Annotated in this window: 12 protein-coding genes and 1 riboswitch; of the genes, 7 read left to right on the forward strand and 5 right to left on the reverse strand. The window is 61.9% G+C overall.

What is annotated here, in order from left to right; genetic code table 11:
* Window positions 1-80: 80 nt before the first annotated feature.
* Complete coding sequence (locus C1719_RS11220) at window positions 81-2,132, reverse strand: VanW family protein (RefSeq protein ID WP_102375186.1); 2,052 nt, start codon at window positions 2,130-2,132, stop codon at window positions 81-83.
* Window positions 2,133-2,341: 209 nt separating this feature from the next.
* Window positions 2,342-2,527, forward strand: a riboswitch (FMN riboswitch).
* Window positions 2,528-2,669: 142 nt separating this feature from the next.
* On the opposite strand from C1719_RS11220, the gene C1719_RS11225 reads away from it, so the two are divergent.
* From C1719_RS11225 to C1719_RS11245, 5 genes are all read left to right on the forward strand, one after another.
* Entirely contained in the window at window positions 2,670-3,257 is a 588-nt protein-coding gene (locus C1719_RS11225) for an ECF transporter S component (RefSeq protein ID WP_102375187.1), read from the forward strand.
* A gap of 136 nt (window positions 3,258-3,393) precedes the next feature.
* Complete coding sequence (locus C1719_RS11230; RefSeq protein WP_102375188.1) at window positions 3,394-4,215, forward strand: energy-coupling factor transporter ATPase; 822 nt, start codon at window positions 3,394-3,396, stop codon at window positions 4,213-4,215.
* Window positions 4,191-5,312 (forward strand): energy-coupling factor transporter ATPase, encoded by a 1,122-nt coding sequence (locus C1719_RS11235; RefSeq protein WP_102375189.1) that lies wholly within the window; start codon window positions 4,191-4,193, stop codon window positions 5,310-5,312. Before C1719_RS11230 ends, C1719_RS11235 begins: the two co-directional genes overlap by 25 nt.
* The gene (locus C1719_RS11240) at window positions 5,300-6,106 is read left to right on the forward strand and encodes an energy-coupling factor transporter transmembrane component T family protein (RefSeq protein ID WP_102375190.1); all 807 of its coding nucleotides are present in this window, start codon (window positions 5,300-5,302) and stop codon (window positions 6,104-6,106) included. The genes C1719_RS11235 and C1719_RS11240 overlap by 13 nt, the downstream gene beginning before the upstream one ends.
* Window positions 6,107-6,201: 95 nt before the next feature.
* Window positions 6,202-6,615 carry a pyridoxamine 5'-phosphate oxidase family protein gene (locus tag C1719_RS11245; protein WP_102375191.1) on the forward strand — a complete coding sequence of 138 codons (414 nt, stop codon included), beginning with the start codon at window positions 6,202-6,204 and terminating at the stop codon, window positions 6,613-6,615.
* An 81-nt stretch (window positions 6,616-6,696) separates the two neighbouring features.
* Here the strand turns inward: C1719_RS11245 and C1719_RS11250 are convergent, their stop codons facing one another.
* The 4 genes from C1719_RS11250 to C1719_RS11265 form a co-directional block, all read right to left on the reverse strand.
* On the reverse strand, window positions 6,697-7,020 hold the full coding sequence (locus tag C1719_RS11250) for a DUF1292 domain-containing protein (protein ID WP_102375192.1): 324 nt from the start codon (window positions 7,018-7,020) through the stop codon (window positions 6,697-6,699).
* A gap of 70 nt (window positions 7,021-7,090) precedes the next feature.
* Window positions 7,091-9,751: a protein translocase subunit SecD gene (gene secD / locus C1719_RS11255; RefSeq protein WP_102375193.1), complete on the reverse strand. Its 2,661-nt coding sequence runs from the start codon at window positions 9,749-9,751 to the stop codon at window positions 7,091-7,093.
* 166 nt (window positions 9,752-9,917) lie between these two features.
* Window positions 9,918-11,063, reverse strand: a complete 1,146-nt coding sequence (gene tgt, locus C1719_RS11260; protein WP_102375194.1) for a tRNA guanosine(34) transglycosylase Tgt — start codon at window positions 11,061-11,063, stop codon at window positions 9,918-9,920.
* Between the two features lie 7 nt (window positions 11,064-11,070).
* On the reverse strand, window positions 11,071-11,844 hold the full coding sequence (locus tag C1719_RS11265; RefSeq protein ID WP_102375195.1) for an HAD family hydrolase: 774 nt from the start codon (window positions 11,842-11,844) through the stop codon (window positions 11,071-11,073).
* A gap of 80 nt (window positions 11,845-11,924) precedes the next feature.
* Here C1719_RS11265 and C1719_RS11270 point away from each other — a divergent pair, with 80 nt between their 5' ends.
* Window positions 11,925-12,650 (forward strand): epoxyqueuosine reductase QueH, encoded by a 726-nt coding sequence (locus tag C1719_RS11270; RefSeq protein ID WP_102375196.1) that lies wholly within the window; start codon window positions 11,925-11,927, stop codon window positions 12,648-12,650.
* Window positions 12,651-12,807: 157 nt separating this feature from the next.
* The gene (queA, locus tag C1719_RS11275; protein ID WP_102375197.1) at window positions 12,808-13,890 is read left to right on the forward strand and encodes a tRNA preQ1(34) S-adenosylmethionine ribosyltransferase-isomerase QueA; all 1,083 of its coding nucleotides are present in this window, start codon (window positions 12,808-12,810) and stop codon (window positions 13,888-13,890) included.
* Window positions 13,891-13,990: the final 100 nt, after the last annotated feature.

Consider the following 13,990-nt stretch of genomic DNA (forward strand, 5'->3'; position numbering starts at 1 on the left):
ACAGCTGCTTTGGCACGATAAAATCCGCAGGTCTTCACAGACCTGCTGCCAAACCGAAACCGCTCGAACGAGCTTTCAGCCTAATCGTCGTCTTCCGGAACGGGCGGGAAGTACGAGGGGAACGTATCCTCCGAGATCACGTTGCCGTCGGCATCCTTCACCGTGCGGTAGTTCGTGATCGACTTGCCGTCTTTATCGGTGCCCGACCAATCGCTGTTCGTGCTCTCCACCGTACGGTGCGGGCTCGTGCCCCAGATGCTGATCGTCATATCGACGCCATCGTAGTCGGCGGTGACGAGAATGTAGTGATCGGTGTCGTTCGTGAAGATGAGCGTCGGATACTCCCACGACACGGCAGCGTCGCGACCGAGCGGATAGTTCGGCTGGTACAGGCTGTGGTTCGTGCGTTCGACGATGGGAAGGCCCGCCTCGTACGCCGCGTTGAACACGCCCGTAGCGACATTGCAGATGCCGCCTCCCGACGACTTCTCGTACTTGTTGTTCACGATGACGTTGGCTTCCTTGTAGCCAGCGGCCTCGTCGCAGTTGCCGACGATATCGTTCCAATTCCAATTCTGACCAGGAGCGATAAGCGACCCGTTGAGCGTATCGAGGCACAGCTCGATGTTGTACTCGCGATTCGTGCCCCCGTTCGATCCGTAGCCGAGTTTGTAGGAGGTGATCAGCTCCACGACGCCCATGCTCTCGGCATCCTCGGCCGTGATCTCGGGTTCGACCTCGGCCTCTTCGAGCACGATGGTTCGATCGCCCGCCTCGGCGGTTCCGTAGAGCATATCCCCGAGCGTGTGGACGCCCGTCTTGATATCGGGGCCGATGCCCATGGTGCCGCCCGTGATAACGGGAACGCCGCTCGACACGTCGAACGTCGCATTGCCCGCCGTGCCGTAGCCAACCGAGCCCATCTGGCCCTGCAGGCCGTCGTAAGCTTTGGCCGCATCGATGGAAGCGACGAGCTTCGCGTTGTCGCCTTCGCCCTCGGTCTCGATCTTCGTCCACTCGCCGAGCATGGGAGCCCAGATCTGCCACGAGTCGTCCCCGTAGGTGAACGTCACGGGATCGGCTATGGCGGCCGTAATCGAATCGGCAACGGCCTGCGCCTCATCGCTATCGATGTCGAGCGGAATCTCGGTCATCGGAACGTCGAACGACGTCGTGGTCGCACCGAGCAGCATGGCGGTCGCCTTGGGCGCGAATGCCTCTGCGTCCACCTTCTCGCCCACACGTCCGGCGGTCACCTGCGCAACGCCGTCGGCGTTGATGGCGATGCCGCAGTTCACCATGGAAACGCCAATGGCGTCGTCTATGGTCTGCAGCGCCGTCTCGAGAGCCGCTTCGTCGTAGTTGACCGTAGCGGAAAGGTCAACCTGCCCAAGCCAGCTGCTCAGACGCGCGCCCGCACCGCTCGCAAAATCGTCGAACCCGGTTATGCGGCCGACCTCCATGGCCTCATCGACAAGCGCGGAGGCATCCACGCTCGCGCCGAGGTCGGCAGCCGAGAAAGACCACGCGAGCGATTCGCCGCCTGACGAAGATCCGCCGCCCGATGCCTCGCCGTCGACGGAACCCTCTTCGGCGCCCTCTTCCCCGGCGGGAACCTCGCCGCTCGCATCGTCGACGGTGCTCTCTTCGAGGCGCTTAACCACATCGGCGCTCGGGGTGACGCGCACGGTTGCGCCGGCGAGCTTCGAATCGAGGGCGGTCTGGAGCGTCTGCGTTGCCTCGGCCTTGTCCATGCCGCCGATTTCGACACCCTGCACCTTGATGCCATGGTGGACCTTGCCATCGTTAAGGCCGAATTCGAGGCCGACGAGAGCGCCGATGAACACGACGATGACGAGCACGGCGATCACGGCGACCTTGGCGCCCGAGCGTTTCCTGGGTCCGAGGTTCATGTAGGGGCCCTGCCCTCCCCCTTTGCCCCTGCGCGAACGGCCGACTTCGGCCGGGCTCACCACAGGCGAGAACGCCCCGGTCTGCTGCGGGCGGCGAGGAGGTGCCGACTGGGACGGCATGCTCTGCGTCGATTGGGGTTGCTGGCGGGCATGGTTGCCCGCAGCATGGCGACCGATGGGCTGATCGCTCTGATTGTTCGGATCGGTGTCAAATGCCATGGCGGAGTGCTCCTGGTGCGATTAATCTACGTTCGTGCCATCATACAACAGCTCGTAGAATGGGGCAAAGAATACATATTTCCCTGCAGAATTCCCCAAAAAACCCGGGAGCGCATACTCCGATCGGACGATCGGGCGCATCCCGCATCGACGGCGGCCCACCTCCCCCTTGCGCATTGCGCGCACTCCCGATACAATACGGGCATTGAATTCTGTTTCAGGGCGAGGTGCAATTCCTCACTGGCGGTAATTCGGTCGGTCCGCGCAAGCGGCCGAACCGAGAGTCCGCGACCCTGCGGCATCGATCAACCGCAACGCGGCGGCATCGGGTACGCAGGCTGATTTTGGTGAGATTCCAAAACCAACGGTTACAGTCCGGATGGAAGAGGCAGAGCTTGCAGGGACGTTTCGCCGTAAGGCGGAGTTCTGCAAACCCGAGAAGCCTGTATGAAAGAGGAATTCATACAGGTTCGTTTCTTTTCTGGGCCCGGAATCGACACCTGCTCTACACGGGGCTCGCAAGAGAAAGGGTACGCTATGGCTGAAGCCACGAACAACTACCAATTCAAGAACACGAACAAATGGGAAACGCGCCAACTCGTGACAATGGCGCTCCTCTGCGCGATCGGGGTGCTCCTCTCGTTCATCGAGTTCCCCCTCCTTCCCGGCGTCACCTGGCTCAAGTACGACGCCTCGGCCATGCCCGCCATGGTCTGCGGCTTCGCATACGGACCCGCGGCAGGACTCTCGGTCGGCATCATCGGCGCCGTCATCCACGGCATCATGCTCGGAGATTTCTCAGGCGCGGTTATGAACATCATCGTCGTCACCGGATACATTCTGCCCGCCGCCCTCATCTACAAGAAAGTGCACAATTACAAGGGAGCCATCGCCGGACTCGTCATCTCCTCGATCTGCGCAACGCTTGCCGCGATCCTCGGAAACCTCATCATCACCCCCGCATGGCTCGGCGTGCCGCTCGATGCCGTTGTCGCCATGATCATCCCGATACTGACACCGTTCAACCTTATCAAGGCTCTGATCAATTCTGTGTTGACGCTCATCGTGTACAAGAGCATATCGAACCTCATCACACCTAAGAAAAAGCAGATCAAGGGCAAGTAGCCGAATACGGCCGCAGGCGCGCGGCAGCATCGAGCAGGCGAAGCCCGCTTCTCTTGCCACCCGTACGAAGCTCAGCCCGAAAGCGGGAAGCGGGTTCGCAGCAGAAAAGCGAGCCCATGGAAGGAAAACGAAACGCATGATCGAATTCGAACAGACCGGCTTCACCTACGACGGTGAGACGTTCGTCTTGCAAGGCATCGAGCTCTCGATACCCTCAGGACAGTTCGTCTGCATCCTCGGAGGCAACGGCTCAGGCAAGTCAACGCTTGCCAAGCACATCAACGCGCTGCTCGTACCCGACGAAGGAGCGGTTAGCGTGCTCGGACACGACACGCGCGACGAGAGCGCTCTATACCTGATCCGCAGCAATGCGGGCATGGTGTTTCAGAACCCCGACGATCAGCTCGTCGCGAGCCTGATAGAAAACGACGTCGCCTTCGGCCCCGAAAACCTCGGCGTCCCCACCGACGAGCTGAGGACCCGCGTGACCTCGTCGCTCGACGAAGTGGGGTTGCAGGGGTTCGAGAAGCACGAAACCAACGCGCTTTCCGGCGGGCAGAAGCAGCGCGTCGCCATCGCGGGCGTGCTGGCCATGAACCCGCAGATACTGGTGCTCGACGAGGCGTCGGCCATGCTCGACCCGCGCGGCAGGCGCGGGCTCATGCGCGTATGCAGCGAGCTGAACGATCGCGGTATGACCATCGTCATGATCACCCACTTCATGGAAGAAGCAGGACTTGCCGATCGCGTGGTCGTGCTCGACGGCGGAAAGATCGCACTCGACGGCACGCCCGACGAGGTGCTCACCCAGACCGAGAAGCTCGACCGCCTGAACCTTGACGTGCCGTTCGCCTGCGAACTCTCGCGCGAGCTGCAGAAAAGAGGCGTGCCCGTGGCAACGCACGTCGACGACCAGAGCCTTGAGGAGGAGCTATGCCAATTGCTTTCGAACAGGTAAGCTACTCGTACAGCGCACCCGCGAAAAAGAAGCGCCGGCGCAAGGGCGATGCGGATTCAGGCGGCTTCGACGCGTTGGTCGAACCGGGGGCCGCGTCCGTCGGGGCAGACAGCGCATCGCCTTGCGCCATCGACACGGCGAAAAGCGATGGCGCCGACGCGCCGAAGCCGCTCTGGGGAAACCCCGCCGGCAAGACATGGGCGCTTTGCAACATCACCTTCACCCTTGAAGACGGGGAATTCCTCGGCATCGCCGGGCATACGGGAAGCGGCAAGAGCACTCTCATCCAGCACATGAACGGGCTCATCCACCCCACCTCGGGGCGCGTGCTCGTCGACGGCGTCGACATCGCCGACAAGAAGGCCGCTGCAGCGGCGCGCAGCAACGTGGGCGTCGTGTTCCAGTACCCCGAGCACCAGCTGTTCGCGGCCACCGTCTACGACGACGTGGCGTTCGGCCCGCGTAACATGGGCCTTGCCGCAAGCGAGGTCGATGCGCGCGTCCGGGAATCGCTTGCGCAGGTCGCCCTCGACTTCGACGAGATCCGCGACAAGAGTCCCTTCGAGCTTTCGGGCGGCCAGCAGCGCCGCGTGGCGTTCGCAGGGGTGCTCGCCATGCGCCCGACCAAGCTCATCCTCGACGAACCGGTGGCCGGACTCGACCCCGCCGCGCGCAACGATTTCCTCAACCTGATTTCTGACCTGCACGAAAGCGGTCTTACTGTTGTCATGGTCTCCCATACGATGGACGACCTCGCACGCTACTGCGATCGGGTCCTCGTGCTTAAAGAGGGGTCGCTTTTCACCCTCGGAACACCTGCGGAAGTGTTCTCGCATGCCTCAGAGCTGCGCGATATCGGCCTGGGCGTGCCCTCGGCCCAAAAGCTGGCGAACGACCTCAGAGAAGCGGGCATTCACCTGAACGGCGAGCTCTACGATACCCAATCTCTGGCAGACGCGCTTGCAACGCTGTACCGCAAGCGCTCCTCTGCGTCGCCCGATGCGCTCGATGTGCCGAACGCGCAAGAAGAGCCGCGAACCGCAGACGCTCCTTTCGCATCGGGTATCGAAGGGAATGAGGCGTCGTGCCCGAAATAGCCATGTTCGGAAAATATTGGCCGGGAACGAGCCCCATCCACCGGATGGATCCGAGAGCGAAGCTCCTGCTCTCGCTTGCGGTGATGGCGATCATCTTCGTCGCCCAGTCCTTCGTCGGCCTCGCCGTGTGCGCGGCGTTCACAGCGGCGTTCTTCATCATCGCCAAGATCCCGCTCGGCAAAGCCGTAAGATCGATCGCCCCGCTCGCGTTCATCCTCGTCATCACCGCGCTTCTGAACGTGTTCTTCGTGCAGGGCGGCACCGTGTACTTCCAGTGGTGGATCATCCAGATCAGCGAGGCGGGCCTCGTGCAGGCCGCCTTCATCGCCGTGCGCCTGTTTTTGCTGCTGCTCAGCATGAGCCTGCTCACGCTCGCCACCGCGACGCTCGACATAACCGATGCGTTCGAGTACCTCTTGAAGCCCTTCGCGCGCGTCGGCGTACCCGCACACGAGCTCTCGATGATCATGGGTATCGCGCTCAGGTTCCTTCCCCAATTCACCACCGAACTGCAGACGATCTACCGCGCGCAGATCAGTCGCGGGGCCGCATTCGCCTCAAGCCCGTTCAAGGGCGGCCTGCGCATGCTGACATCGCTCATGGTCCCGCTGTTCACAAGCGCCTTCAGACACGCCGAAACACTGTCGCTCGCCATGGATGCGCGCTGCTACCACGGAGGCCCGGGGCGCACGCGCCTCAAGCCGCTGCATTACACCGCGCTCGACCGCAATGCCGTTATCGTACTCGCAATCATGTTTGCCGTCGTCTTCGCCACGAATTTCATCCCCCTCTAAGACGAGCGCTTTCAGCGAACATTCGCAATCCGATGAAAACGGGCTTGCCGCCCAGAAACGAGCCTCGACGCTCGAAGCAGAGAAAGGAACAGAGCATGACCGGAAACGAACAGGTCCTCGATTACCTCACCAACATCCCCGCATGGTACCTCGCCACCTGCGAGGGAGATCAGCCCCACGTGCGCCCGTTCAGCTTCGCCGCCGAACAGGACGGAAAGATATGGTTCTGCACGGCCACCACCAAAGACGTCTATCGCGAGCTTCAGGCAAATCCGAAGTTCGAGCTGTCGGGCTGGCATCCGGGACACGGATGGATCATCCTGCGCGGAAAGGCAGGGCTCGAGGATCGCGCAAACGCGGAGGTTCGGAAAGCGGGATACGAGCACATGTGCGGTCTCGGCGAAACCTACGAAGACGAAAACGACCCCGTGCTCACGTTCTTCTCAGTCGAAGAACCCCAGGCCTGGATGTGCGACATCGACGGCAGCTGGGTTCCGATCGAGTTCTGAGATTCCGGAAGCGCGAAGGCGGGGCTTCAAAGCCCCGCCCTAAAGCCCCGCCTTGCGCACCCCGATGAAACTTCGCAGCGCCTAGTCTTCGAAATCGTACAGCTCCGCAGTTGCCGTGCGGAAATCATCGTACACCTCCGCGGCGATGGCCTCGTCTTCAACGAGCTCGAAAGCCGCCGGCTGGCCGTCTTCATCAAGCTCGGTCACTTCAAGCAGCACGACCTCGCCCGACGAGCCCGCAGGCACGTCCTCGTCGATCGGGAAGAAGAAGCCGTAGCTTTTCCCCTCATGCAGAATCAAACCGAGGAATTCGAGGTCGATGCGCTCTCCTCCCTCGTCTTCGAACGTAAGCGTGATGCCCTCTTCGGTAGGCGGGCAGAAATTCGGGGCGCTACCCTCTCTCATGATCGGCTCCTTCCGCCGTCGCTCAAACGGGCCCGCGCATGCAGGCCCGCCAATCGTTGATCCATTGCCGTTATCGCTTCTTCTTCCGGTAATGATGGTTGCTCTTGGCACCGGCCGAACCTGCCGAGCCCGATGCCTTCTTGGCGGAAGCGGCCTTCTCGGCCGTTTTGCCCGCCTTGACGTTGGACGGCTTCTTGGTCGCCATGACCGGAGCGCTCACGCTCGGATGGGCGAACTCGAAGCGTCCGATCTCGGGGCCGTACTTCTTCGCCAGCTTCGCGTAGCGAGGCTCGCGCGTCTTCCACATGGCATAAAGCGGCGTGGCCACGGCGATCGACGAGTACGAACCGCACACAAGGCCGATGGTCATGGCGAACGCGAAGTCCCTAAGCGTCTCGCCGCCGAACAAAAGCATTGCGACGACGGGAATCAGCGAGGTCAGCGTCGTGTTGATGGTGCGCACGAGCACCTGGTTGATCGAATGGTTCGCCATCGTCATGAACGTGCACTTGATGTCGGTTTCCTTCATGTTGTCGTTGATGCGGTGGAACACGACCACCGAGTCGTAGAGCGAATACCCGAGGATCGTGAGCAGCGCCGCAATGGTGTTCGGGTTGACCTCGCGGCCCACAAGCGCGTAAATGCCCATCACAAGCACGAGGTCGTGCAGAAGCGCGATGATGGCCGTGACGCCCATCTTGTACTCGAACCTGATTGCGATGTAGATGATGATGAGGATGATCGACACGAGAAACGCGATGATCGACGACTGGATGACGCTTGCCCCCCAGTCGGGACCGATCGTCGTGACTTCGAAGCTATCGGCCGCAAGGCCGAGCCCGTCTGCAACTTTGTTCGCCGTTGCTGCGGCGTCTTCGGCGCTTGTCGTCGTGGTGCGCACGAGGAATCCGGCTTCACCCTCGGCGGTCGTCGTCTGGACGACGGCGTCGGGCTCGCCCGCATCGTCGAAGGCTGTGCGCATCTGCTCGGTCGTTACATCGCCCGTCCCATGGAACGCGATCGACGTGCCTCCCACGAACTCGATGCCGAAATTCAGGCCTTTCACCCCCACGATCGCGAACGATGCGATCACGAGCACAGCGGCCACCGTCAAGAACACCTTGCGATGACCGAGGAAGTTGATGTCGTGCTTGATGAACTTCCCGCGCGATTTCGACGCGGTTTCAGCGGCACGGGCGCCCTCTGCGCCATCGAGCTTCTCGGCAACCTCTTCGCTTGCCTTCGCATCGAGTGCCGCGCCTTCCTCTGCGGCGGCAACGGATTCGCCTTCGGCCGCAGCGAGCGCTTTGTAATCGTCAGCAGCCGCAAGGCTATCCTTGATGCCCCAGAATCCCGGATGCTTGGCGATCGAACGCGGGGCGAGCAGGCGGATGAGCGGCGCTTTGAACAGCAGCATCATCACGATGTCGCAAAAGATGCCGAGCGCGAGCGTAAGACCGAAGCCCTTGACCGACGCCGAAGCGAGGAAGAACAGCGAGAGCGCGGACACGAGCGTGACGAGGTCGGCGTCGACCGAGGTGACGATCGCGTGGCGAACACCGGTGATCGACGAGGCGCGCACGCTTCGGCCCATGCGAATCTCCTCGCGGAACCGTTCGAGCGTGAGGATCGAGGAATCGGCCGCCATGCCGATGGTGAGCACGATGCCCGCGATTCCCGCAAGGGAAAGGCTGAACAAGCCGAAAGCGGAAAGCGCGGCCAGTATGCCTAGGTAGATGACCGCGAATATGGCCATGGCAGCAGCCGTGATGAGGCCGAGTCCGCGGTAGAAGAACAACAGGTACAGCATGACGACGAGCAACCCGATCGCCGCGGCAACCACACCCGCGAAGAGCGCCTCTTGACCGAGCGTAGGTCCGACGACCTGGCTCTGCGCGTACTCGAAACTCACGGGCAGAGAGCCGCTCTGGAGCACGGTCTGCAGCGATTTGGCACCGTCGAGCGTGTAGCCGCCCGTGATGGACACCTCGCCGTTGGGGATCTCCGACGACACGGCAGGCGCGTTTTGCACTTCGCCATCCAAGATGATGACGATCTTGCCATGGTCGGACACGAGCTCCTTGGTCGCCTCGGCGAATGCGGCCGCGCCATCGCTATCGAGCTTCACGTTGACCGAGTAGTCGGTCGATGTCGTGGACTCCTGCCCGATCGATACGCTTTCAATGTTGGAGCCGGTGGCGATCGGCGTATAGGTACCGGGTTCGACCTCGAGATGGGTCGTCTTACCCGACGGGAGCGAATTGCCCGCCTCGTCGGTATAGGTCTCCTCGGTAGAGAACTGATTGTTCTCGATCTTGGTTTTCACCGCTTCGTCGGTAAACGAATCGAGTCGCGCGAACTCGAGCTTGCCGGTCTTGCCGATGGTGTTGAGCGCGGCTTCCGTATCGGAGAGCCCCGGGATCTGCACGAGAATCTGATCGGTGCCCTGCGCCTGCACGGTCGCTTCAGAGGCACCGAGCGCATTGACGCGGCTCTCGATAATGGAACGGCTGGCCTCCATGTCCTCGGTGGTTATCTCTCCCCCGTCGGTGCTCTTCGCAGTCAACACGACCGAAAGGCCGCCCTGGATGTCGAGACCCTGGTTGATCTTCTCTGCGGGGGGCGTGAACAAAAATATCGATCCCACCACCAGAAGCGTCGTGACCACAAGGAGCCATATGTTTCGCCTGTCGGCAGAGCCTTTTTTCTTTTTCTTCGTCTGTACCGCCATGCTGATTCTTCTTCCTCGTACGTCTACACGGAGTCGTTTCATTGCGATGAGCGCACCCGCATGGCCGTATTCAACGGCGTTCGGGTGCACGAACCTTCATATTGTGCCACAAGTCCACTCCCATAACCAGATAGACCGGCGGAGTCGATGCCGAACCTTTACCCGATCAATAGTCGTTCGCCGCCGGCGATGCCATCCACGCTTGGTAGAACTCTTCGTACTCGCCCGCCAGCACGGCGCTTCGAGCGCGGCGCATGAGATCGAGCAGGTAGTGCAGATTGTGCACCGAAAGCAGCATGCCGCCGAGCATCTCGTTCGATTTGACGAGGTGACGGATGTAGGCACGAGTGTACTTTGCGCACACCGGGCAGGTGCACGCATCGTCGAGCGGCCCGAAATCGCGCGTGTACTTCGCGTTGCGCATGTTCATGCGACCGGTCGACGAAAACGCCGTGCCCATGCGGGCGGTTCGGGTGGGAAGCACGCAATCGAACATGTCGACGCCTTCGCGCACGGCGCGCACGAGCGTGGTGGGGTTGCCGACGCCCATGAGATAGCGCGGCTTGTCATCGGGAAGGGCGCGAGCAACTTCGCCGAGCGTCTCGAACATCACGTCGTGTTCCTCGCCGACCGAATAGCCGCCGATGCCGAAACCCTGGAAATCCTTATGCCCGGATTCGATGCTCGCACGGCCCGCCTCCTTGAGGCGCTCGACCGACTGCAGGCGCAGGTCGAGATGCATCCCGCCCTGCACGATGCCGAACAGCGCCTGATCCTCCCTGGTGTGCGCCGCCAGGCATCGCGCCGCCCAGCGGGCCGAAAGATCGACGGCGCTTTCCACGAACTCGCGCGTTGCGGGATACGGGGCGCATTGATCGAGCTGCATGACGATATCGGCGCCGAGCTTCTGCTGTATCTCCATGTTGCTTTCGGGAGTCCAGCGGATCTTCGAACCGTCGTAGATGGATCGAAACGTCACGCCGTCGGCGTCGAGCTTGCGCGTATCGGCAAGCGAGAATATCTGGAACCCGCCCGAATCGGTGAGAATCGGCCCGTGCCACTGCATGAACTCATGCAACCCGCCCGCCTCGGCGATGAGATCGGCGCCAGGGCGCATGGACAGATGGTAGGTGTTGGCGAGCACCACCTGCGCACCGAGGTCGGAAAGCTGGTCGGTCGTGACGCCCTTCACGGTCGCATGCGTGCCCACCGGCATGAACATAGGGGTTTTCGCAACTCCGTGGGCGGTTTCGAACGACGCCGCGCGGGCGTAGCCGCTCGCGGCTTCTACGGTAAAATCGAACAATGCCATCCTGAGCCTACAATTCGTCGTCCACGGGACCGGCGACGATGCCGGTTGCCGGATTCTCGCACGCCGGAAGAGCGTCCACCCATGCGGCGAATTCCTCCATCGTACCGTGCTTCACCTGCGACAGATCGAACTTCTCGGGATCAAGCAGATGGTCGGTCACAAGATAGGCGTCCATGCCGACGCCGAGACAAGCGAGGTCTTCTTTGGTATTGTTGCCTACCATAAGCACATCTGCGCCTTCGAGCCCGGCCGCACGAAGGTTCTCGGCATAGTAGGCGAGCTTGGGCTTGACCGACGTCGAGTTCTCGTAGTTGGTGATGCGCGCAAACGCATTCGGGTCGACCCCCGCCCAGGCAAGGCGCCATTGCACGGCGCGCAAGGGAAACATGGGCATGGTGGCCAGCACGAGAGGATAGCCCTTTGCGGCAAGCGTCTCGATCACGCGCGCTGCAGCCGGATTCGGCACGACGCCCTTCCCGATCTTCCCGAAATCGTTCTCGTAGAATTCGTTGATGAACGGCGTCCAATCGATCTCGCCGCGATCGACGACCTCGAAAAAGGCATCCCAGTACGCCTCTGCGTTGAGACGTCCGTCATCGTGCGCCGCCATCGCCTTGATGCCGCTCTTGAGGCCCGCCGTGAACACGGCGGGATCTATCCCCCGCGCGGCAACGTAGGCGGCGAGGCTCTCGAAGTACGACTGCATGAACTCGCTGAGATCCATCGGCAGCAGCGTACCGTCCAAATCGAAGAACACTGCGCGATAGGGTGTTTGCTCCATGTGGTAATCCTTATGTATCAGGTTGCGTATACGTTCGCATGGTAGTATAAGGCAGGAGAAAAGGAGCGAGCGATAAGCATATGAAATTACTACTCCATGCATGCTGCGGCCCCTGTTCGCTTGAACCCGCGAGGCTCTTGGCGCAGGCAGGCCACGACATAACCATCGCCTACATGAATTCGAACATCCATCCCGTAAGCGAGTACGCTCGTAGGCTTGCGACCTTGCGCGCATGGGCCGAAGAGGCCGGTATTCCGGTCATCGAGGGCGCATACGACGCACGCGAATGGGAGGATCGGGCGGGCGCCGTTGCGGCCGACCCGCAAGCCGATAGGCGGGATCGATGCCGCGCCTGCTATCGCCTGCGGCTCGAGGAAGCCGCCCGCTGCGCCGCGGGGCATGGCTTCGATGGCATTTCCACCACACTCACCGTAAGCCCCTACCAGTATACCGAGGTCATCCAAGAAGAGCTTGTTCGAGCGAGCCGCGCATACGGCGTCGATTCGGTGTTCGAGGATTTCCGTCCTTTCTACGACGAAGCCACGCGCCGAAGCCGTGCGCTCGGCATGTATCGCCAAAATTACTGCGGATGCCGCATCTCGCAGGCGGAAGCGGAAGCGGAGCGCCGCGAGAGGAAAGCGGCGCGGGCCGCCGAGCGCGAAGCGAAGCGGGAAGCGCACGCCGAAGAGCGCGCCGCGACCGAAGCCGAACGCGCCGAGAAAAAGCGGGCGCGGCAAGCCTATGCCGAACAACAGGAGCGCAAACGGCGCATACTCAAGGAGCTCCGCAAAAAGCGGGACGATTGAGCCGGGCAATCGCGAGCGAAACGCCTATAATGGCAACCCGGCATCCAACGTACTCGAAGGCGGACGGCCAAAGGGAGATCCGACGCCCGAACCGCGCGCGAGAGCGAACCCGAATCACCCGATGCCGGTAAGCTTAGCCACCGAAGAAAGATTGCAGATGAGAACCAGCGATTTCGACTACGACCTTCCCGAAGAGCGCATCGCGCAAGAACCCGCCGCAGAACGCGACGCATGCAGGATGCTCGTCATGGACCGCGCAACAGGAGCGCTCGAAGATCGCATCTTCCGCGACATCTACGACTACCTCGAGCCGGGCGATCTGCTCGTCGCAAACGAAACGCGCGTCATGCCGGCTCGGCTGCTCGGCGCGAAGCGGGGAACCGGCGGAGCCGCCGAGGTGTTTCTTCTGCGCGAGTCGTTCGGGCACGGCGAAGCTTCGAACACCACCGCATTCTGGGAGGTGCTCGTGCGCCCGGGCAAGCGCCTGAAACCAGGCGCCGCCGTCGAGTTCCGCGACGCCGCAGGCAATGTGGCGCTGGCGGCGGAAATCGTCGACTGGGTCGAAAACGCCGAGAAGGGCGAGCGCCTCGCCCGACTCGCCACCGAATCGTACGGCACGCTCGACGAAGCGATGCACGCGGTCGGCCACACGCCGCTGCCCCCCTACATCAAAAACTACGCAGGCGACGAGGAGCTCTACCAGACCGTGTTCTCGACTCGCGAGAAGTCGGCAGCCGCGCCCACGGCGGGACTTCACTTCACTCCCGAGCTGATCGCCCGGCTCAAAGAGAAGGGCGTCGATTGGGAAACCGTAGAACTCGAAGTAGGGCTCGACACGTTCCGCATCGTCGATGAAGAAGATCCCGAGAAGCATCGCATCCACACCGAGTACTACACCGTTCCCCAGCGCGTCGTCGACGCGATCGCGCGCACGAAAGAATGCGGCGGACGCGTCGTCGCGGTCGGCACCACGAGCGTTCGCAGCCTCGAAAGCGCCTGGGATGCGCAAGCAGGCGAGCTCAAGGCGCGGGACCGCGAGGCAACGTCGCTCTATATTCTTCCCGGCTACGAGTTCCACGTAGTCGACGCGCTCGTAACGAACTTCCACGTACCGCGCTCGACGCTCATGATGCTCGTGAGCGCGTTCTCTACGCGCGAGAACATCATGGCGGCCTACGAGCATGCGATCGCCGATGAATACCGCATGCTCTCGTTCGGCGATGCGATGTTCATCGTGTAGGCTGCCGCGCATCGCATCGCAGATACCGCATCTCGCACGTTTCGCACGCAGCGTTGCATACGGCGCGCTTCGCGCGCATCACGCCCGGCAGACTCAAGTT

It is taken from the genome of Raoultibacter massiliensis, from assembly GCF_900199545.1.
Classification (GTDB): domain Bacteria; phylum Actinomycetota; class Coriobacteriia; order Coriobacteriales; family Eggerthellaceae; genus Raoultibacter; species Raoultibacter massiliensis.